This is a genomic window from Allobosea sp. 10N428, from assembly GCF_056394545.1.
The window spans coordinates 539468-560569 of the sequence record NZ_JBFTIC010000001.1; the positions used below are offsets into that span (position 1 = coordinate 539468).

The 21102-nt window shown below is 67.1% G+C and carries 20 protein-coding genes; 6 read left to right on the forward strand and 14 right to left on the reverse strand.

Going from position 1 to position 21102, the window contains the following annotated elements; all coding sequences use genetic code 11:
- Positions 1–5 precede the first annotated feature (5 nt).
- From thiL to AC1DDA_RS02620, 12 genes are all read right to left on the reverse strand, one after another.
- Entirely contained in the window at positions 6–1001 is a 996-nt protein-coding gene (thiL, locus tag AC1DDA_RS02565; RefSeq protein ID WP_476794506.1) for a thiamine-phosphate kinase, read from the reverse strand.
- Entirely contained in the window at positions 1001–1468 is a 468-nt protein-coding gene (gene nusB / locus AC1DDA_RS02570; protein ID WP_441512522.1) for a transcription antitermination factor NusB, read from the reverse strand. The genes thiL and nusB overlap by 1 nt, the downstream gene beginning before the upstream one ends.
- The gene (gene ribH / locus AC1DDA_RS02575) at positions 1465–1974 is read right to left on the reverse strand and encodes a 6,7-dimethyl-8-ribityllumazine synthase (RefSeq protein ID WP_441512521.1); all 510 of its coding nucleotides are present in this window, start codon (positions 1972–1974) and stop codon (positions 1465–1467) included. The genes nusB and ribH overlap by 4 nt, the downstream gene beginning before the upstream one ends.
- A 185-nt stretch (positions 1975–2159) precedes the next feature.
- Positions 2160–2807, reverse strand: coding sequence for a riboflavin synthase (locus tag AC1DDA_RS02580; RefSeq protein ID WP_476794507.1), 648 nt, complete (start codon positions 2805–2807; stop codon positions 2160–2162).
- On the reverse strand, positions 2807–3937 hold the full coding sequence (gene ribD, locus AC1DDA_RS02585; protein WP_476794508.1) for a bifunctional diaminohydroxyphosphoribosylaminopyrimidine deaminase/5-amino-6-(5-phosphoribosylamino)uracil reductase RibD: 1131 nt from the start codon (positions 3935–3937) through the stop codon (positions 2807–2809). Before ribD ends, AC1DDA_RS02580 begins: the two co-directional genes overlap by 1 nt.
- The gene (gene nrdR, locus AC1DDA_RS02590) at positions 3930–4424 is read right to left on the reverse strand and encodes a transcriptional regulator NrdR (RefSeq protein ID WP_441512518.1); all 495 of its coding nucleotides are present in this window, start codon (positions 4422–4424) and stop codon (positions 3930–3932) included. Before nrdR ends, ribD begins: the two co-directional genes overlap by 8 nt.
- Positions 4425–4467: 43 nt before the next feature.
- Positions 4468–5769: a serine hydroxymethyltransferase gene (gene glyA, locus AC1DDA_RS02595; protein WP_476794509.1), complete on the reverse strand. Its 1302-nt coding sequence runs from the start codon at positions 5767–5769 to the stop codon at positions 4468–4470.
- A gap of 477 nt (positions 5770–6246) precedes the next feature.
- Positions 6247–9117: an autotransporter domain-containing protein gene (locus AC1DDA_RS02600; RefSeq protein WP_476794510.1), complete on the reverse strand. Its 2871-nt coding sequence runs from the start codon at positions 9115–9117 to the stop codon at positions 6247–6249.
- A 249-nt stretch (positions 9118–9366) separates the two neighbouring features.
- Positions 9367–10611, reverse strand: coding sequence for a L,D-transpeptidase family protein (locus AC1DDA_RS02605; protein ID WP_476794511.1), 1245 nt, complete (start codon positions 10609–10611; stop codon positions 9367–9369).
- A gap of 299 nt (positions 10612–10910) precedes the next feature.
- On the reverse strand, positions 10911–11423 hold the full coding sequence (gene ldtR / locus AC1DDA_RS02610) for a transcriptional regulator LdtR (protein ID WP_441468360.1): 513 nt from the start codon (positions 11421–11423) through the stop codon (positions 10911–10913).
- 264 nt (positions 11424–11687) lie between these two features.
- A complete protein-coding gene (locus tag AC1DDA_RS02615) occupies positions 11688–12134 on the reverse strand; it encodes a DUF6163 family protein (RefSeq protein WP_476794512.1) in 447 nt (148 codons plus the stop codon).
- Positions 12131–13186 carry an enoyl-CoA hydratase/isomerase family protein gene (locus tag AC1DDA_RS02620; protein ID WP_476794513.1) on the reverse strand — a complete coding sequence of 352 codons (1056 nt, stop codon included), beginning with the start codon at positions 13184–13186 and terminating at the stop codon, positions 12131–12133. Before AC1DDA_RS02620 ends, AC1DDA_RS02615 begins: the two co-directional genes overlap by 4 nt.
- Positions 13187–13435: 249 nt before the next feature.
- On the opposite strand from AC1DDA_RS02620, the gene hemB reads away from it, so the two are divergent.
- Positions 13436–14491 carry a porphobilinogen synthase gene (gene hemB / locus AC1DDA_RS02625; RefSeq protein ID WP_476794514.1) on the forward strand — a complete coding sequence of 352 codons (1056 nt, stop codon included), beginning with the start codon at positions 13436–13438 and terminating at the stop codon, positions 14489–14491.
- Positions 14492–14509: 18 nt separating this feature from the next.
- Here hemB and AC1DDA_RS02630 read toward each other — a convergent pair whose 3' ends face one another.
- Positions 14510–15148 (reverse strand): VOC family protein, encoded by a 639-nt coding sequence (locus AC1DDA_RS02630; RefSeq protein ID WP_476794515.1) that lies wholly within the window; start codon positions 15146–15148, stop codon positions 14510–14512.
- 161 nt (positions 15149–15309) lie between these two features.
- On the opposite strand from AC1DDA_RS02630, the gene AC1DDA_RS02635 reads away from it, so the two are divergent.
- From AC1DDA_RS02635 to AC1DDA_RS02645, 3 genes are read left to right on the forward strand one after another with little or no spacing between them, the layout of a single operon-like run.
- Positions 15310–16650: a branched-chain amino acid ABC transporter permease gene (locus AC1DDA_RS02635; protein WP_476780614.1), complete on the forward strand. Its 1341-nt coding sequence runs from the start codon at positions 15310–15312 to the stop codon at positions 16648–16650.
- A gap of 42 nt (positions 16651–16692) precedes the next feature.
- Positions 16693–17937, forward strand: a complete 1245-nt coding sequence (locus AC1DDA_RS02640; RefSeq protein ID WP_441512509.1) for a threonine ammonia-lyase — start codon at positions 16693–16695, stop codon at positions 17935–17937.
- A 57-nt stretch (positions 17938–17994) separates the two neighbouring features.
- A complete protein-coding gene (locus AC1DDA_RS02645) occupies positions 17995–18468 on the forward strand; it encodes an RDD family protein (RefSeq protein ID WP_476794516.1) in 474 nt (157 codons plus the stop codon).
- Here the strand turns inward: AC1DDA_RS02645 and AC1DDA_RS02650 are convergent, their stop codons facing one another.
- Entirely contained in the window at positions 18469–19299 is an 831-nt protein-coding gene (locus tag AC1DDA_RS02650; RefSeq protein WP_476794517.1) for a class I SAM-dependent methyltransferase, read from the reverse strand. It lies immediately after the preceding gene.
- 146 nt (positions 19300–19445) lie between these two features.
- Here AC1DDA_RS02650 and AC1DDA_RS02655 point away from each other — a divergent pair, with 146 nt between their 5' ends.
- Both AC1DDA_RS02655 and AC1DDA_RS02660 read left to right on the forward strand, forming a co-directional pair.
- A complete protein-coding gene (locus AC1DDA_RS02655) occupies positions 19446–20210 on the forward strand; it encodes an arginyltransferase (RefSeq protein ID WP_441512506.1) in 765 nt (254 codons plus the stop codon).
- Between the two features lie 113 nt (positions 20211–20323).
- Complete coding sequence (locus AC1DDA_RS02660; RefSeq protein ID WP_476780612.1) at positions 20324–20971, forward strand: RraA family protein; 648 nt, start codon at positions 20324–20326, stop codon at positions 20969–20971.
- Positions 20972–21102 lie beyond the last annotated feature (131 nt).

A 21102-nucleotide genomic window follows, 5' to 3' on the forward strand; every position in this document is an offset into this window, starting at 1 on the left:
CGCTGTCAGAAGTGAGAGAAGGAGCCTTGCGCGAAACTGCGCAATCCACCCTTCTCGCGATATTCAACCACGCCGGCCTCTGCGGTGATCCGCCCGATCGGCGTCAGCGGAAGCATTGCCTCCTTTGCCGCCGCGATCAGAGCAGGATATTCCCCTTCTGAGGCCGTACAGAGAATTTCGTAGTCGTCTCCGCCGGTCCAGGCCAGTTCCGCCAGTGCGGGATCGGCCATGACCGCCGCGCGGACCGCCGACGAGAGCGGGACGGCATCGAGAGTGATCTCGGCGCCCACCCCCGAGGCCTTCAGCAGCTTGGCGAGATCACCGACAAGACCGTCCGAGACGTCCATCGCGGCCGAGGCGTGGCGCTGCAACGCCGTCGCAAGCGCATGGCGGGACTGCGGATGCAGATAGCGATCGATGAGGAAGGCGCGGTCCTCGGAGTCGAGTGCAGCGACCCAGCCCGGTTTGTCCGGGCCGTGCACCTTCAGCCCAAGCGCGCCGTCTCCAATAGTGCCGGAGACGAGCACCACATCCCCCGGCTTCGCGCCGGAGCGCCGGACCATCCGCCCTGCCGGAACGGTGCCGAAGGCGGTGATCGACAGGGTGAGCGGCCCCGCCGTCGAGACGGTGTCACCGCCAATCAGCGGGCAGGCGGCGGCTTCGGCGATGCGGGCGAGGCCTGCCACGAAACCGGCGAGCCAGGCCTCGGTCCAGCCGCGCGGCAAGGCCAGCGTGAGGACGAAGCCCTCGGGCTTCGCGCCCTTGGCCGCGAGATCGGAGAGATTGACGGCCAGTGCCTTCCAGCCAATCGCCTCCGGCGGATCGTCGGCAAAGAAGTGCACGCCGGCGACCAGCGCATCGGCCGTGACGACGACCTCATAGCCGCGGCCCGGCCGCAGCAGGCCGGCATCATCGAGCAGCCCAAGCCCGCCCGGCCCGGCGATCGGCGCGAAATAGCGGGCGATCAGCTCGAATTCACCCGGGCGGGAGGTTTCGGACATCAGGCCGCCGGCGCGTCGAACTCGTCGGCGCGGAAGTCGCGGGCCATGCGGTCGAGCACGGCGTTGACCATGCCGATCTCGTCGCCCTCGTAGAAGGCGCGGGCGACCGCGACATATTCGGAAATGACGGCGCGAGCCGGCACGTCCTTGCGGAAGGCAAGCTCATAGGCGCCGGCGCGCAAGATCGCGCGGACCACGGCCTCGACCCGCTTCAGTGGCCAGTCCTTGGCCAGCAAATCGTCGACAGTGCGATCAACCAGGCGCTGCTCACGGACGACGCCGCCGAGAATGTCGCGGAAGAAGGCGATCTCCGCCTCCGGCAACTCGATCTCCTCGACCTCCTTGCCGATCCAGAAATGCTCGAACTCGGCCATCGCCTCGACGACGCCACGGCCGCCGATTTCCATCTCGTAGAGCGCCTGCACGACCGAGAGCCGCGCCCCGCGCCGCTTCTCGGCGCGGCTCATTGCGATTGCTCCACCAGGGAGCGCTTGTAGCGCAGCACGGCGAGCGCGGCTTCCGCCGCGCCACCGCCCTTGTTCATGTCCGAGCGGTTGGCACGGGCCCAGGCCTGAGCGTCGTTCTCGACGGTCAGAATGCCGTTGCCGAGCGGCAGAGCGAAGGCGACCGAGAGATCCATCAACGCGCGCGAGCTTTCGCCGGCGACGATGTCGTAATGGCCGGTCTCGCCGCGGATCACCGTGCCGAGCGCGACGACGGCTTCATAGGGATCGACGGCCTCGTCGGCGGCGCGCAGGCCGATGACGATGGCGGAGGGGATTTCCAGCGCGCCGGGGACGGTGACGACATCGACGCGGCAACCCGCCTCTTCGAGCACGGCGACCGCGCCGGCCAGCAGCTCATCGGCGAGCTTGTCATAGAATCGCGCCTCGACGACGAGGACGCGGGCGCCGTCGATCTCGACGGCGGAAGTTGCGGCCTTATCGGCCGAGGTCTGCCGGGGTCCGGCCATTTCTTCTATCCTTCTTGCACACGGTCCAGTCGACGCGATCGGGCCGCACAGCGCTCGTCACGAGGAGCCATTTCGACAGAAATGGCGTCTCGAAGGATGATCCAGAGCGGGCTGGAACATCCGTCGAGACGCCGCTTCGCGGTTCCTCAGGATGAGGGCTCGAATTCTTGAGTTGAAGCAGGCTCTTACCCCTGCGGGCGCGCCTCCGCAAGCCGCGCGGCATACCGTGCCATCAGATCGACCTCGAGATGAACGGGGTCGCCTTCCTTGCGCTGCCCCCAGGTGGTGACGGCAAAGGAGTGCGGAATCAGCAGAACAGTGAAGACATCGTCCTCCACCGAATTGACCGTCAGCGAGGTGCCATCAAGGCAGATCGAGCCCTTGGTCGCGATAAAGCGGGCGAGCTCCTGCGGCGCGCGGATGTGGAAACGCGCGGTCGCGCCCCAGGGCTCGTCCGGGTCGGCCTCGATCGCATCGATCTTCAGGATGCGGGCGATACCGTCGACATGGCCGGTGACGAGATGGCCGCCAAGCTCCTCGCCGACCTTGAGCGAGCGCTCCAGATTGACCTGCGTGCCCCGCTCCCAATCGCCGACGGTCGTCTTCGCCAGCGTCTCCGCCGCGGCCTCGACCTGGAACAGGCAACCCGGCGCGCCGTCCGTGCGGGGCCTCAGCGCCGTGACCGTCAGGCAGACGCCAGCGCAGGCGATCGAGGCGCCGATTGCGATGCCTTGCGCCTCATAGGGGCAGGCGATGGCGAAGCGCTTGAGGCTCGGCCCCTTGCGCTCGGCCTCCACGACCTCGCCGATGGCGGTGACGATGCCGGTGAACATCAGCCTCTCCTCACGAAATGCTCGAAACGGTCCTGACCGATCAGCCCGGTCTCGACAAGGGCGTATAGATCGGGCTCGGCCAGCAGCCCGGCAAGCCCCGGACGCACGGCAACGATGCCGGGCTGCCCCAGCGTTTTTGGCGAAGTGGAGACGATCACCTCGTCGGCAAGACCAGCCAGCGCCAGCTTCTCGCCTATGCGCGGGCCACCCTCCGAGAAGACGCGGGTGATTCCGCGCGTGCCCAGCAGCGTCAGCGCTTCGCGCAGATCGAGATGGCCGTCGCTACCGGCCGAGACGCGCATGACCTCGACGCCGGCAGCGACCAGTGCCTCTTCGGGCTCGACCGGCGCGGTCTCTGCCGCGATGACCCAGACGGGCACCTCGCGCGCCGTGCGCACGAGCTTCGAGTCAAGCGGCAGGCGCAGATGCGTGTCGAGGATGACGCGGATCGGCGAGCGCGCGGCCAGACCGGGCAGGCGCACCGTGAGCTGCGGGTCGTCCGAGAGCACCGAGTTGACGCCGAGCATGATCGCATCGTGATGGGCGCGCTGCAGATGCACCCAGCCGCCGGCCACCGGGCTGGAGACGGCGATGGGCGTGCCCCCTGCCCCCCCGGCATAGCCATCTGCCGTGCGGGCGATCTTGAAGGTCACCATGGGCCGCCCCTGCGTGATGCGCAGGACATGGCCGCGATGGGCGCGCTGCGCCTCGTCCTCAAGCATGCCGACGGTGACCTCGATACCCGCCGTGCGCAGCAGCGCATGCCCGAGACCCGCGATGAAGGGGTTGGGGTCCGACATCGCCGAAACGACCCGCTTCACGCCCGACAGGATGGTGTGTTCGACACAGGGAATGCCGCCGCGCACCGAACGATGCGAGCAGGGTTCGAGCGTGACATAGAGCGTGCCACCCATCGACGCAGCACCGGCCCGCGAAAAGGCATGCGCCTCGCCATGCGGTCGCCCACCGGGCTGGGTCAGGCCGCGAGCAACGACGATCGGCCCATCGGGGGTGTCGCGGGTGATGAGGGCGCCGACGGAGGGATTTGGCCAGGTCGCGCCGAGATTGCGGGCGCCATAGGCGAGCGCCTGCGCCATGAAGGCGCGATCGACCGCGCTGCGGTCAGTCATCGGCGCGGCGCGGTGGGGCGGAGACGCCCTCCTCCTCGACGGTGCCGAGCTGGCCGAGCAGTTCCTCGAAGTCCTTCGCCTCGCGGAAATTCTTGTAGACCGAAGCGAAGCGGACATAGGCGACGTCGTCGAGGCCCTTCAGCCCCTCCATCACCAATTCGCCGATGGTCGAACTCGGAATCTCCGTCTCGCCCGAGCTCTCAAGCTGGCGGACGATGCCGTTGACCATGCGTTCGATGCGCTCCGGCGCGACTGGGCGCTTGCGCAGTGCATGCGCAATCGAGGTCTCCAGCTTATCCCGATCGAACGGCGCACGCCGGCCCGAGCGCTTGACCACCGTCAATTCGCGCAGTTGCACGCGCTCGAAGGTGGTGAAGCGGCCGCCGCAGTCGGGGCAGACCCGGCGGCGGCGGATCGAGGCGTGGTCGTCGGTGGGACGGGAGTCCTTCACCTGCGTATCGAGGGAGCCGCAATAGGGACAGCGCATTCCGGTTCGCCAGCCTTTTCTGAGAGCCCCTTCGAAACCGCCCTCAATAGATCGGGAAGCGCGCCGTGAGCGCCTTGACCTTGACTGTCACGGCCTGCTCGACCGCGGCATTGCCTTCCTCGCCATGGGCGGCAAGACCGTCGAGCACCTCGGCGATGAGCTCGCCGACCTGCTTGAACTCGGCGATGCCGAAGCCGCGCGAGGTCGCAGCCGGGGTGCCGAGGCGGATGCCCGAGGTGGTCATCGGCTTCTCCGGGTCGAAGGGGATGCCGTTCTTGTTGCAGGTGATGTGGGCGCGGCCGAGCGCGGCCTCGGCCGCCTTGCCGGTCAGCTTCTTCGAGCGGAGGTCGACCAGCATCAGGTGGTTGTCGGTGCCGCCGGTGACGAGGTCGAAGCCCTTCGACTTGAGCGTCTCAGCCAGCGCCTTGGCGTTGGCGACGACAGCGTGGGCGTAGGTCTTGAACTCCGGCTGCAGCGCCTCCTGGAAGGAGACCGCCTTGGCGGCGATGACATGCATCAGCGGCCCGCCCTGAATGCCGGGGAAGATCGCCGAGTTGATCTTCTTGGCCAGCGCCTCGTCATTGGTGAGGATCATGCCGCCGCGCGGGCCGCGCAGGGTCTTGTGCGTCGTGGTGGTGACGACATGGGCGTGCGGGAACGGCGAGGGATGGGCGCCGCCGGCGACGAGCCCGGCGAAATGGGCGATGTCGACCATGAAATAGGCGCCGACCTTGTCGCAGATCTCGCGGAAACGGGCAAAGTCCCAGTGGCGGGCATAGGCCGAGCCGCCGGCGACGATGACCTTCGGCTTGTGTTCGATGGCGAGGCGCTCCATCGCGTCATAGTCGATGGTCTGGTCGACGACGCAGACGCCGTAAGAGACGACGTTGAACCACTTGCCGGACTGGTTGACCGGCGCGCCATGGGTCAGGTGCCCGCCGGCAGCGAGATCGAGGCCCATGAAGGTGTCGCCGGGCTGCATCAGCGCCATGAAGACGCCCTGGTTGGCCTGCGAGCCGGAATTCGGCTGGACATTGGCGAAGTTGCAGTCGAACAGCCGGCAGGCGCGCTCGATGGCGAGCTTCTCGGCGATGTCGACGAACCGGCAGCCGCCATAGTAGCGCCGGCCCGGATAGCCTTCGGCGTATTTGTTGGTCATCACCGAGCCCTGTGCCTCGAGCACCGCGCGGGAGACGATGTTCTCGGAGGCGATCAGCTCGATCTCGTCGCGCTGGCGGCCGAGCTCCAGATCGATGGCGCGGGCGATCTCGGGATCGGCGTCATGCAGCGAAGCGCCGAAGAAGGAGTTCGAGAGGCGCTTGTTGGCGGCGGCGTCATGGCTCATGGCGGGGCTCCATCGGCGCTTTATCGTCGCCCACCAACGGCGTGCGACCCTGCGCGGCATGCGATGCGAAGGCTTTGCGGAATCCGCGCGCGCGATCCCGCTGTCGCGGGTCCCGTAGCACTCGGGGCGCGCCTTTCCAAGCGTGAAGCGGATGACACGAGTGCGGGCAGCTCAAAAAATCCAAGGCGCCTCCCCGACCGACCAGGGAGCACGGCCCCGGGTCGCGATGACGGCCGGCCCGGAACCATGCCGGTGAAGACGAACGCCCCGCAACTTTATGACGTCGCCCTGCTCGGCCGCAGCGGTTTCGCCACGAGTCTGCTCTCGGGCGCGCCGGCTTTGGCCGACAACCCCGAATCGGATGAGGCAACCGAGATCCGCCTGCTGGCCGGCTCGCTTCTATCCGGGCAAAAAGGGACGGCCAGGATCGCCAACACCGCCGATCGTGCCGAAGACATGATGCCGTGCGGCGGCCCACTACCAGGCCGCGCGCAATCCCGCCGTCACGGCATGGGCGGTGTCATCCGCGTTGAGACGGACATCGTAATCGGCGATGAGCGTCACATTGCGGCCGGCCCGCGTCGACAGGCCGATGCCCAGGATCGCGCTATCGCGCGCCACCCGCGCGCCCTGCACGGCGAAGCTTGCCGACACCGCACCGATGAAGGCGGTGTCGAGGGCGACCGCATCGTCGAGGAATTCGTGCTGCCAGCGGCCGCGCGCCTCGATGGCGATGCGATTCGCACCAAGGTCGAACTGCCGCGTGAGACGCGCGCCGAGGCTGCCGAGCAGGCTCGATTCCGATTGCCAGCCGCTGGTCAGGCCGATGCTGCCGGCGCCGGTCTCGGCAAAGCCATCCTGCCGCAGATAGGTATAGCGCAGCCCGGCCAGCGGCTCGATCGTCGACCAGCCGAGTTCGACGGCATAGGCCGCCTCGAGCGCGCCGGTGAAGCGGTCGCCGCCGTAATCGGCGTCGGCTCGACACGCGATGCTGCCGAAGCTGATGCTGCGCTGGCTCTCGAGATCGAGGCGGGCATAGCCGAGGACACCGTCGAGGCGCAGCGGCCCGCTCGCATAGCTGCCATAGAGCGCGCCTTCATAGGCCTTGATGCCGCCCTTGCCGGCGAACTGCCGGAAATCGATATCGGTGCTGGACAGGCCGAGGCTGAAGCCGAGCAGCAGCGAGGGCGTGACCTGCCGATCGACGCCGCCGGCCACGCCGCCGCCGCGGTAATCGGCGCCGCCGGCATTGGCATCGCCGCCGACCCTGCCGGCGAGGCCATAGCCACGCAGCCAGGCATTTTGGGAGGCCCCAGCCTCGCCCCAGGGTGCAGCCTGGCCGGAGGGCAGCCGCGCCAGCAGCGCCGCAGCCGGGCTGACTGCCCCGCCCGACGCATAGGCCATCGCCGTATGCCCCGCCGTCGGCTCGACCTGGCCGGAGCGCAGATCGGTCAGGCGTTGCGCGATCATGCCGCCAAAGGGCGCGAAGCCGCCGAGTGCGATCGTACTGAGGCTAGCATGCGCCGCGCCCGAGAGGCCGGACAGCGCCGCGCGGGCGCCGTCGCGCGTGCCGGCGGCCTGAAGCAGGGTGGCCACGCCGCGCAGATCGGCATCGGCGCCGGCAAGGCCGCGCTCCAGAGCGGAGCCGGCAGTGCATTGATTGGCCGAGGCGCAGACGCCGAGCGCGTCGAAGGGCAGTGTACGGATGTCGAGATGCGCCGTGTTCGGCTCGTAGCGCAAGCTTGCCTGGACGAAGGGTGCCGAGCCGTCTCCGAAGGGCCCCTCGACGCCTTCGAAGCGGCCGATGAGGCCCTGCCCGGCGGTGATCACCGGCATGGTCAGGAAGCGCGGCAGCAGTTGCGGGCCGCCGGCCAGCGCTACCTGACCGGCAAGGCTAGCCGTTCTCGTCACGGCGAGACGATTCTGCCCGCCCGTCGCGTCGAGCTGCTGGACCAGGAATCCGCCGGCCTGCTGCACATAGCTGCCGTTGACGGTCAGCGTCCCGACGCCGCGGTTGTTGCCGGCCCAGACCGCGCCGGCATTGTCGACATCGCCGTTGACGACGCCGGTGCCGGCAAGCGTGCCCGCCGGCGCGACGCTGGTGGCCGAGGCGATGCTGCCCATGACGGTGAGAAAGCCGCCCTCGACCCGCGTCGCGCCGGCATAGGCGCTGTGGCCGGTCAGGACGAGTTCGCCGTCGCCGCGTTTGACGAGGCCGCCTGCGCCGACAATATCGTTCTCGAAGAAGGCGACGCCGCCGGGCTGTTCGACGACGAAGTCGCCCCAGTCGAAGCGGCCGGGGCCGAGCACAGCCTTGCCGACATCGAGCAGGCCGTATCCGAAGATTTCGTCGACGCCCGGCGGGCCAATGTCCTTGGCTGTGCCGAGCAGGGTCTGGCGTACCTGGTCGGCGCTGAAGAACGGAAACATCTGCCAGACCAGCGCCGCGGCACCCGAGACATGGGGAGCGGCGAAGGAAGTCCCGTAGACCCTGGAATAGCCGCCGCTGTTGTTGGCCACGACAATGGGATCGTTGGGATAAGGGTCGGGATACCACCAGTCGCCGCCGCCGGGGGCCGCGAGGCACCAGCTCTTCGCCACACCGCAGCGGTTGGTGTAGAACGGCTCATAATCGGGCCCGAGGGCCATAACCGCCAGCCAGCCGCGCTCCAACTCCGGGAAGAGATAGGGCAGTCCGGCCTCGGCGCTCGGTTGATTCCGGCCCTCATTCGCCGTGCCCCAGATGCTGAGAATTCCTGCGGCAACAGCGCGTCGATAGGCGGGGATGCCTGCCGGGTACTCCGACTGGTAGCTGCCGCTCGTGAATGCCGTAATCGGGCGTTCATCGCCGTAGCTGTTATTGATGATGCGGACGCCGCGCGCCTGCAGATCGGCATAGGCTCTCATCGCGAAAGCCACTTCCGTATACCCCAACTCGACTTCCGTTCCGGCGACGACGAGCGAGGCGCCGGGCGCGACCCCGTGCACGCCCTTGCCGTCACGGTTGGCGGCGATGACTGATGAAACGTTCGTGCCGTGCCCGCTGCGATCGATCGGCTGCGCCGTTTCGGTGGGATAGTCGTAACCCCCGGCATATCGGCCGATGAATTCAGGATGTGCGGCAAAGATCCCGGAATCGATGACTCCGATCAGCCCCCCCGTACCATCGACGCCGCGCGCATAGGCATTCGCGGCGTTGATATAGTCGAGCCCCCACTGGGCCAGGTATTCGGGTGTGCGCCAGCTCTGGGGATCGGTGAGCGGGCCGCGCGACTGGGCCGCGGCGACATTCGTGAGAGCCGTCGACAGCAGAAAGGCTGCAACGGTAGGCTTAGCCAGGAAATTCACGCAGCCCCCGAGACATCGGCGCAAGGCTCCATCCGGACGCGCCGGCTAAGAACCTGCCCACAGGCGGCCGGAGGGTCAACGTGAACCAGTGGCCGGCGGCTAGGCCGACAACGCATGGCTTCGGTTAGGGCTGCGGGAACGCCGGGGTGCTTTCCGTCACCTGGATCGCGGTGCTCCGCACTGACTCCGGCCAGCAAAAAGCCCGCCGTCTCCGGCGGGCTTCATCGCTCTCGAGAGCCTCTCGGCCGTTCAGATGTCCTGATCGCCCTGCAGGGCCGCTACCGGCGCCGGGCCGAGGCCGTCCTTGTTGTAGATGTCGTCGCGGAACTGCACGCCGCCATCGGCCGTCGCCCACGCCGTGACATAGACCCAGTAGCAGGCCACCGGGTCGGAAATGCGGGCGTTGACGCGCTGCCCCGACTGGATGACCTCGTCGATCTTGGCGCGGTCCCAGCCGGGAGTGTTCTTCAACAGCCAGGCGACATAGTCGCGCACGTTCTGGACGCGCATGCAGCCCGAGGAGACGAAGCGGTAATCGTCGCCGAAGATGCCCTTCGACGGCGTGTCATGCATGTAGACGCCGTGCGGGCTGGGGATGTTGATGCGCACGAAGCCGAGCGAGTTGAAGTCGCCGCCCGGATCCTGCCGGAAGGTGTAGCGCGTCGCCTCGTCCGAGTTCCAGTTCACGCTGGCGGGCGAAATCTCGCCGCCGCTCGGCGAGATGATGCGGATCTTGTTCTCGGCAAGATAACCCGGCTCCTTGCGCATCTTCGGGATCAGATCCTTGCGGATGATCGAAGCGGGAACCGTCCAGGTCGGGTTGAAATTGACTTCGGGAATCCGGGTCTGCAGCAGCGGCGACTGGCGGTCGATCTTGCCGACGCCGGCGGCGTGACGCGTCGCGACATGGCCGTTCTCGACGGTCTCCACCATCGCCGCGGGGATGTTGGCGACGACATAGCGGCCGCCGAGATTGCCGGACCAGGTGCGCAGGCGCACGACATTGGTCTCGAGCTGGCGGATGCGGCGGTCGATCGGGACGTTGAGCGCGACCACCGTGGCGCGGTTGATAGTGCCGGTGGTGGACAGGCCGACGCGCGACTGGAAGCGGCGCACACCTGCCTCGACATAGGAGTCATAGACTGCGCTGTCGCCTGCGGCCGCATCGAGGTCGCCGGTGACGATCAGGCGCTGGCGCAGAGCCACAACGCCCGGCCCCCTGGCGCCGACGCCCATGCGCTCCGGCAGCTGGACCTGCGGCCAGCCGCCACGGCCGGCGAGATCCCGATAGGCGGCGATCGCCTGCTCGGTGGCCTGCAGCGATTCCGGCGAAAGCATCGGCGTGGAGGAGCGGAGGACGGCGTTGCGCGGACCCGCATCGTAGCTCTGCCGCCACTCCGCCTGCTGGGCGAGCGCCGGGGCTGCGGCGGCCGTGGCGGCGCCCGAGAGCAGGGCCAACACGGTTTCGCGGCGAGTCAGGCTCAGTTGCGACATCTCATCCCTCTTCAAGACTTCACGCATGCAGGCAGGCCGCATAAAAACGTCGCCAAGAAGGCGACGCTGGCGCCGGACTGCCACAACAAACTCATGGCCGATGACGGTGTCCTAGCACGGTTAACGAGGCGTGATGACAGAGGCGAATTTAGGGCATGGCATGGTTTTGCCCCATGCATGGCAACAAAGTCACAGTCGATCCCGAAGCCCTGCGGGAATCGCGTCGACGCGGCCGGGACGGGTCCCAGCCGCGCAACAGGCAGGCAGATCGGCGCAGCCGTCGTTAAGCGACGGAAACGTCAGAGCTTGTAGCGGATCTGGTCGGTCCAGAAGCGCTCCAGGCGCAGCAGCGCGTTGTTCATGCGCTCGAAGTCATCCGCCGCGATGCCGCCGATCTGCTCGACGGTGCGGACGTGCTTGTCGTACACGCCCTTCACGATATCGTGCACTTCGGTGCCCTTGTCGGTCAGGCTGATCCGGACCGAGCGGCGGTCGATGCGCGAGCGGGCGTGGTGGAGATAGCCGAGTTCGACCAGCTTCTTCACATTGTAGGACACGTTCGAGCCGAGATAATAACCGCGGGTGCGCAGCTCGCTGGCGGACAGCTCGGCATCGCCGATGTTGTACAGCAGCAGGGCCTGCACGCTGTTGACGTCGTCACGGCCGCGGCGCTCGAACTCGTCCTTGATGACATCGAGAAGCCGGCGATGCAGCCGCTCCACCAGGGTGAGCGACTCAAGATAAAGAGGCTTCACGTTGAGTTCGGCCTCTTTAGTCTTGGCAACATCCAAAGTCTTGACGCTCGCTTTCATGGTATATCCTGCCTGTTGTGTGTCGGCCAGGATTTGTCTCCCGGTCCGCTTCTGAAAAACACCATAAGCGGGGGCGGATGAAAACGAGTTTAAATATCAGGATGAATCAGGGATTTACCCCTTTGGGTGAATCGTAAGTGAAGCCAGAAACGCTTAAGCTAAAGCGATTCTTACCATGACTCGACGCAATCGAAGTGCTGGCTGCCGCGTTTGGAGCGCTGCGAGAACGCCATGCGAGGGGACGATCGTAGCGGCGATCGACCGCTACTCCGCCTCGTTCTCCGCCGCCCAGGTGGCGAGGAAATAGACCGCCATCAGCCCGACATAGAGCGCGACCAGCCAGGCCGTCATCGGCACGAAGCGCGGGAAGAAGAAGCCCAGCAACATCTGGCTGATCGCCGCCAGAAGCCAGAGCACGCCACCCCAGGTCGAAGTCAGCCAGAGTCCGACAGCAGCGACGAGGTCGATCACGGCGAAGTAGACGATGATGGCCTGATAGCTCAACAGCCGGTTTTCGAAGGGCGGCTGCGGATTGCCGGGCAGGCCAAAGATCACGGCCCAGGCGGTGAGCCCCTTGGCGAGCCAGAAGGCCGAGAGCAGGCGCAGGAACCAGACGAGCAGGAGCTGCCACCGGCCTCGCCGCTTCTCGCCATCCTCGCCAGACCTCGCACCGCGCAGAGCCTCGCCATCGCCACCCAGACCCAAGCTCAATCCTCCAGCTCGAGTTCGTCGGCGCCGAGCGGCGCAAAATAGGCGTCGATATCGGCCTGCCTGACGGCATCGAGAGTCGCAGGCTGCCAGCGCGGCGCCTGATCCTTGTCGATCACGACAGCGCGCACGCCCTCATAGAAGTCATGGCCGCGCGCAATGCGCGACACGATGCGGAACTCGGTACGCATCGCCTCGGCGAAATCGAGGCCGGCGCCACGCCGCATCTGCTCGAAGGCGATGGCGACGCTGGTCGGGGATTTGGTGGCGATGGTCTGCAGCAGCTTGGCTGCGAAGGCGCTGCCGCTGGCGGCGGCCTTGTTCAGGCCTGCGATCACCTCCGGCAAGGTCTCCCCGCCGAAGGCATCCGCGATCACCGCGCGCTCAGCCTGCAGGGGGCCCGGCCCTCGCTGGAGACAGAAGGCGGCGAGGATCTCGTCGAGCGCGCCACGGCCCGTCAGCGCATCGGCCAGTTCCGCCATCCGCTCGCTCGGCACGCCATGGGTGGCAAGCCCGACCGAGAGCGCATCGGCGGCGCCGATACGCTCACCCGTCAACGCCAGGAAGCGGCCGAAGCCGTCGTCGAGACGCGGCAGCGCATAAGTCGCGCCGACATCGGGGAAGAAGCCGATGCCGACCTCGGGCATGGCGAAGAGATAGCGGTCGCCCGCGATGCGGTGGCTACCATGCAGCGATATGCCGACACCGCCACCCATGACGATGCCGTCGATCAGCGCGACATAAGGCTTGGGATAAGTCTTGATGCGGTGATTGAGGATGTACTCCTCGCCCCAGAAGGCGAGCATCTCGTCACGTCGCCCGGCCTTGCCGCAATCATGCAGCCAGCGGATGTCGCCCCCCGCCGAGAAGGCCTTCTCGCTCGTGCTGATGACGACGATGCGGGTGACCTGCGGATCGTTCTCCCAGGCGTCGAGCGCGCGTGCGAGCTCGCGGACCATGCCGAGACTCAGGGCGTTCAGCGCCTTCGGCCGGTTGAGCACCACGACGCCGGCAGCGCCGCGGGTCTCGCAGATGATCTCCTGGTCCTGCGTCATGGTCCGATCCTGCTTCCGTGGGCAGCGGTTCTGGAAGGCGGGGGCAGGCTTGTCAACGCGACGGAACGGCAAGTACGGCTTGGCCCAGCCGCACCGCTCGGCTCGGCGCGCCCTGCGCCCGGCTGGCAGCGGCCTTGCGACCAAGCGCCCTGTTTTGGAATGGTTCCGATGTGATATGTAAACGGCCTGCCGACATCGCCCCTTCGACGAATGCCGGGCCGTTTTCGTTCATCGCTTGAGGCAAAGTCCATGGAATCCCGGGTCGTGCGGCCTTTCCCCGCTCCGCAGTCGCATCAGGACGAGGCGCACGGCGCGCCGTCGCTCGGGCTCACCCGCCGCATGCGACGCAACCGCAAGGCCGACTGGTCGCGCCGGCTGGTGCGCGAGTCGCAGCTCACGACCGACGACCTGATCTGGCCGATCTTCCTGATGGACTCGGCCGAGGCCCGCTTGCCGGTCGAATGGATGCCGGGCGTCGACCGGCTGAACATCGAGGAAGCCGTGCGGCAGGCGGCGGAGGCTGCGGCGCTCGGCATTCCAGCGATCGCGCCCTTCCCCTATGTCGACAAGGCGCTGCGCGATCCCACCGGCTCGGAAGCACTCAACACGAACAACCTGATGTGCCGCGCAGTGCGCGCCATCAAGGCGGCGGTGCCGCAGATCGGCATCATCTGCGATGCCGCGCTCGACCCCTACACCTCCCATGGCCATGACGGCGTCATGGCCGGCGAGCGCATCCTGAACGACGCCAGCGTCGCGATCCTCGTCGGACAGGCTCAAGCGCTCGCGGATGCCGGGGCCGACGTGATCGCGCCCTCCGACATGATGGACGGGCGCGTCGGCGCGATCCGCGCCGCGCTCGACGGCGACGGCCATGAGGATGTGCAGATCATGGCCTATGCTGCGAAATACGCCTCGGCCTTCTACGGCCCGTTCCGCGACGCGATCGGCACCAACGCCACGCTGGTCGGCGACAAGCGCACTTACCAGATGGATCCGGCCAATACCGACGAGGCGATCGCCGAGGTGATGCTCGACCTCGAGGAAGGCGCCGACATGGTGATGATCAAGCCGGGCATGCCCTATCTCGACGTGGTCGCGCGGGTGAAAGACCATTTCCGCGTGCCGACCTTCGCCTATCAGGTCTCCGGCGAGTACGCGATGATCATGGCGGCGGCGAACAATGGCTGGCTCGACGGCGACAAGGCGATGCTGGAGAGCCTGCTCGCCTTCAAGCGTGCCGGCGCCGACGGCGTGCTGACCTATTTCGCGCCGCGCGTGGCGAAGAAGCTCAAGGCGGGCTGAACACGCCCGTCGCAGCTGCTAGAACAGCTCCTTCAGGCCGGCAGGCGTATTGATCCGGGCGCGGTAGCGCAGGCTATCGCCTCCCGTGATGGTAGGCGCGCGGTCGAGCGCGAGTTCGCGATAGAACTCCATGAGTGCGGCGGCGTCGGGGTGTTCGAGCGAAAAGTCCTCCAGCCGCGCGCCCATATCCGCGATCGTCGCCATCGAACGCGGCTTGCCACGCCTGTCGATCAGCGATGGGGCCGCACCGCCGAGCGGCAGGGAGCCGTCATCCGGGATCGCAAAATCGAAGGCCGGTTCGGACCAGGGGAGCGAGACCTTCTTGCCGAAGACATCTTCGCGGCCGGCGAGCATCAGATCGATCGCATCCGTCCTCGCCACCCAACCACGCAGGCGGCGGCCCGCATCCCAATCGGCCCTGACCGATTTCTGATCGGCCAGGCCGAACCACCGCGCGCGAGCCGGCCTGACGCCATCGGGATCCAACGCCACGATCTCCAGATAGATCCCCTCCCCCAGCCGCAGCAGATGGTTATGGGTGCCCATATAGGCGTGGCGCTGGCCGAAGGGGACGTCGAGCTCCAGACAATCCCGAACATGCGCGACGCCTTCCGACAAGGTCGGCGCGATGACCGTAAGATGATCGAGATGGAGCATGGCTGAACCGGCAAGGGAGCGGGGATAGGATGCTATTCTAGGCAGGGACCGGCGACGTTTTCCAGAATCCGGCTCGATTAGCCAGGGACTCGTTCGGCTCGCGGCAAGCTCCGAGATGCGTGTGTTTCAAACCAACCGCGCAAGCGCTACCGTCGCGCGGCATGCGTCCGCTCATCTTGCCGATTCTGGCCGTTGTCCTGCTCGCCCTTGCGGGGTGCGGCGCGGATTTCGACACCGATCAGATGCGGCTCTGCCGCCAGGCGATCCCACCGCTCAATCCGCCGAATGCCCGCATCGAGATCGAGCGCGCCACGAAAGGGCCCGTGCCGCGGGCGCTGAGGCTGCTCTACAGGGTGCAACTGGGCGACGACATCTCGCGCCACCGCAGCATCGATTGCCTGTTCGCCGGGGAAGGCGGCGGCCCCGGTCGCGGCGCGCTGGTCGGTATCGCCTCGGACGGGCGCCCGATGGCCGATGCCAGCTTCTATCTGCTGCGCCGCTTTTATCTCGAGGACAGGGCCGAGCCGCCGCCTGATCCGGCCGCCCCCTCCGCCGAGAACCTGCCGGCGATCCCGATCTCGGTCGCCTACGGTTTCCAGCAGGGGCTGAGCGCCCTGCCGTCGGCGGCGATCTACAGCCTGCTCGCCGCTGCCTATGCCCTCGTCTACGGGCTGACCGGGCGGATCATCCTGTGTTTCGGCGAGTTCGCGGCACTCGGCGCGCTTTCCTCCGTCGTCGGCGTGGCGCTGCTGCTCTCGCTCGCGATCTCGACGCCGCTTTCAGGGCTCGTGGTCGCCTTCGCCGTTGCGATCCTCGTTTGCGCCCTGCACGGCTTCGCTATGGGCCGCTTCGTGCTGCGTCACCTCGAACGCGCCAGCGGCCAGCAGATGCTGATCGCCACGATCGGGCTCGCGATCGCGCTGTCCGAATATCTCAGGCTGGTGCAGGGTCCGGAACTGCGCTGGCTGCCGCCGGTGTTCAACAGCCCGATTCCCCTGGCCCATTCCGGGACCTTCATCGTCACCTTGAACCCGCTGGCGCTGGCGCTCGCCGTCATCGGCCTCGCCGTCACGCTCGGCCTCGTCGCGCTGATCCGGCGCACGGCCTATGGCCGGGCCTGGCGGGCCGTCTCGGACGATGCGCGCACTGCGGCGCTGTTCGGCGTCGACGCCCGCGCCGTGCATGACGTCGCCGTCATCATCGCCTGCGCCGTCTGCGGCATGGCCGGCGTCATCGTGACGGCGATCTATGGCGGCATGGGTTTCGCCGGCGGCTTCTCTCTGGGCCTCAAGGCACTCGTCGCCGCCATTCTCGGCGGTATCGGCTCGGTCAGCGGCGCGGCGCTGGGCGGCCTGTGCATCGCCATATTCGAAGCCGCGTGGTCGGCGACGCTGCCGATCGAACAGCGTGATCTCGCCGTCTACTCCCTGCTGGCCGTTGTATTGATCTTGCGCCCCGGCGGCTTCTTCGGCGATGCAGACCTGACACCGCGGCAAGTCTGACACGCACGAGCTTGACGACATGACACCGGGATGGAGCGCATCATGAGCGAAGCCTTCGCCATCACCCCCGAGGATATCGACGCGGCGGCGAACCGCATCGAAGGGCATGTGCTGCGCACGCCGCTCGTGCCGGCGCCGCGCCTGTCAGAACTGACGGGCGCGACCGTTCTGGTGAAGCACGAGAACATGCAGGCGACGGCCTCGTTCAAGGAACGCGGCGCCGTCAACAAGTTGCTGACGCTCAGCGAGAGCGAGCGGGCGCGCGGAGTCATCGCCATGTCGGCCGGCAACCACGCCCAGGCGGTGGCCTATCATGCCAAGCGCTTCGGCATTCCGGCGACGATCGTGATGCCCGAGACGACACCGCTGGTGAAGGTCGAGAACACCCGCGCCCATGGCGCCCGTGTCGTGCTCCACGGCGAGACGCTCTTCGAATCCAGCCAGAAGGCGCATGAGCTTGCCGGCGCCGAGCAACTCGTCTTCGTCCACCCCTATGACGATGCAGCGGTCATGGCGGGCCAGGGCACGGTGGCGCGCGAGATGCTGGCCGACGAACCCGATCTGGACGTGCTGATCATCCCGATCGGCGGCGGCGGCCTGATGGCCGGCAACGCCGTTGCCGCCAAGGCGATCAAGCCCGGGATCGAACTCATCGGCGTGGAGGCCGATCTCTATCCCTCCTTCTTCAATGTCGTGCATGCGCAGAACCGGCCGATCGGCGGGCCGACCCTGGCCGAAGGCATCGCGGTCAAGACGGTGGGCCAACTCACCCTGCCGGTGGTCTCCAGCCTGGTCAGCGATATCGTCCTTGTCGGCGAAGACCTGATCGAGCGTGCGGTCAACGCCTATGCCAGCCTGCAGCACAGCCTCGCGGAAGGCGCGGGCGCCGCGGGCCTCGCCGCGATGCTGAAGGATCCGCAGCGCTATGCCGGGCGCAAGGTCGGGCTCGTGCTCTGCGGCGGCAATATCGACACGCGCCTGCTCGCCGCGATCATGGTGCGCGAACTCGAGCGCGAGGATCGCATCGTCGCCTTCCGCCTGACCAGCAACGACCGGCCGGGCCTGCTCGGGAAGATCGCCAGCCTGCTCGGCGATGAAGGCGCCAATATCCTCGAGGTCAGCCATGGCCGCTTGTTTCTCGACGTGCCTGCCAAGGGCGTCTCGCTCGACGTCACCGTGGAGACGCGGGGCGAAGCGCATTCGCGCGCGATCGAGAACATGCTTGCAAAAAACGGCTTCGCGCCAAGGCGAATCCTGCCACGCGGCCTTGCGGAACCGATGCGCTGATCAAACATATCCGCTCGGGCGACGCATCCCGCGCGCCGATGAAGGATTGAAGTCTCGATGAGCGATACCCGCTACAGCCAGCCGCCGATCACGGCTCTGGAGCAGCGCCCCTACCAGAACGTCAGCGGCGTTCTCGGATCGCGCCTGTTCGCCTGGCTCGTCGATATCGTCGTGCTGTTCTTCCTTGGTTGGCTGGTCGTCTTCCTGCTGTTCGTGCTCGGCATCGTCACCTTCGGCGCGACCTGGCTGCTTCTCCCGATCGCGGCGTTCGCGACGGCGCTGGGCTATGCCGCGCTGACGATCGGCGGGCGGCGCCAGTCCACCTGGGGCATGCGCGTCGCGGGCCTGAGGGTCGAGACCGCCAATGGCGGCCGCCCGGACGGTCTGACCGCCGCTGTGCATGCGCTGCTCTTCTACGTCGCCGCCGGCACTTTCCTGCTCTGGCTTGTCGACGTCGCCTGCGGCTTCGCTCGCGAAGACCGGCGCATGGGCCATGACCTCCTGACCGGGCTGGTCGTCGTCCGGGCCTGATCAGAAGCGAAAGCGCAGCAGGCGCGCCATCTGCGACAGCGCGGGAATCCATCCGAACATCTGGATGGTCGCCCGTGCCGTGAGCGACATCCGCGCGACCTGTCGTAGATCGTACCCGTTCGCGCCATAGCCCGTGAGCTCCTGAACGAGCTTGAGTCGGGGGAGTTGCCGCATCAGCTCCCGGGGATCATCGAGCGCCCAGTGCAGCGCCGCGCCGGTCGAGCGGATGGCGGGCTGCCAGGCGATCAGCGTGAGGCCCACCCGGCTATAGGCATCGAAGGCAAATTCGCCGCCGGGGACGTGCGCCATCACCCGCGCCAGCAGAAGCACCACCTCTTCCTCGGGCAGATAGGGCAAGAGGCCCTCGGCGATGATGAGAGCCGGCCGATCCCGCGGCACCGCCTCGAGCCACCCCGGCTCGATCACCGACGATCCCAGCAAGGTGCAGTTTTCTCGATCCGCATAGAGGCGCTGCCGCAAGGCGATGACATCGGGGTAGTCGACCTCGAACCAGCGGATGCCGGCGGGGGGCTTGAGCCTGAGAACGCGCGAGTCGAGCCCGCAGCCGAGATGCAGCACCGTCGCTTCGGGGTGCCGGGCAATGAAGTCCCGCGTCCAGCCATCGATGACATGCGCCCGCAAGGCGACGCCGATCATCAAATCGCGATCGATTCCGAGCCGCGCGAAGTCATAGTCGACCCGGCCCATCGCCTCCGCGGCGAAGCGATCCTTCAGGAGCGAGTCGGGCAAACGGCTCTCGCCTGCCTTCGCGCAGAGCGTGATCAGGAGCGTTTCCTTCGCTCCTCTGAGCGCCACTTTCTCGCCGGGCATTTCAACTCCCGAGGCCAATCCGTTCGCAGCCCAGTCGACGCCGGGAAGTTGTCGGCAGCAAGATCGCCGCACATGCCGCCTCGCGCTTGTTGCCGCCGCCACCGATGCTACATTGAAGGCGCGCAGCTTTTTCGGAGCCCGCCGACGTGACGCGCCCATTGCGGGACGCCCCGCAATTCTACCTCACTTCCCCAACCGCGTGTCCCTATCTGCCGGGACGCGAGGAACGGAAGGTATTCACGCATCTGGTCGGCTCCCGGGCGCGCGAGCTCAACGATGTGCTGTCGCAAGGCGGCTTCCGCCGTTCGCAGAGCATCGCCTACCGCCCGGCATGCGAGATCTGCCGGGCCTGCATCTCCGTCCGGATCTGCGTCGACGATTTCCGCTATTCGCGCAGCTTCCGCCGGGTGCTGGCGCGCAACAGCGACCTGATCGGCGAGGCGCGGCCGCCGCAACCGCGCTCCGAGCATTATTCGCTCTTCCGCGCCTATCTCGACGAGCGCCATCCCGATGGCGGCATGGCGACGATGTCGGCCCTCGACTTCGCGATGATGGTCGAGGACACCCATGTCGAGACCCACCTTATCGAATACCGCCGGCGCGGCCCCGATTCGGGGTTCACGGGCCGCGGCGAGGGCGATCTCTTCGCCATGGCCCTGACCGATACGCTCAAGGACGGGCTGTCCATGGTCTACTCGGTCTATGATCCCGGGCTGGAGCCGCGCTCGCTTGGCACCTTCATGGTGCTTGAGCACATCGCCCGGGCGCGGCGGCTCGGCCTGCCCTACGTCTATCTCGGCTACTGGGTCGAAGGTTCGCCCAAAATGGCCTACAAAGCGCGTTTCCTGCCGCAGGAGCGCTTGCTGCCGCAGGGCTGGGAACGCGTCGACCGCACTGATTCAACCGATTGAAACGCATCAGCGACGCGCGCAGAACGCGCTTGCGACGCCCAGCCCCTCCCGGCACTGTGCCGCCAACGGCCAGCGCGGCAAACCCGCCGCGACAAATGCCGACCGGAGGAAACATGAGCGAAGACCTGACGCAGCGGCTGGAGCGTTGCTACACCGGCATCATCCACGACACGATGCGGGCGATGGGCCTGAGGGACTTCGTGCTGCCGCCGGAACTGCGTCCGCTCCTGCCCGGCCAGAAGCTTGCAGGACCCGCCTTCACCGTCGAAGGCAAGACCGGCGAATTCGACGCGCATGAGACGCTGCTCGGCTGGACCGGCCTGCTCTCCGCCGCCAAGTCCGGCCATGTCTGGGTCTGCCAGCCCAACACCAACGAGATCGCGCTGATGGGCGAGCTCTCGGCCGAAACGTTGAAGAACAAGGGCGTGCGCGGCTGCGTCATCGACGGGCTCTCGCGCGACACCGAATTCCTGGTCGAGATGGGCTTCCAGGCCTATTTCAAGGCCTACACGCCGCGCGACATCGTCGGCGCCTGGCTGCCGAAGGCCGTCGACGAGCCAATCAAGATCGGCGATGTCTGGATCCGGCCCGGCGACTACATCCTCGCCGATCGCGACGGCGTCGTCCGCATCCCCGCCGAGATCATCGAGGACGTTCTGGAGAAGTCGGAAACCGCGATCTCGGCCGAGAACAAGGTCCGTACCGCGATCCTCGCCGGCACGGACCCTCAGCAGGCCTACCTGCAGTTCGGCAAGTTCTGAGAGAGTTGCAGCCCTTATCCTGAGGAGCCGGGCAGCCGCGCCTTCAAGGATGATCCAGATGGTTCAGGAGCCTCCGCGAGCATCCTTCGAGACGCCATTCCCAAGGGAATGGCTCCTCAGGATGAGGGCTC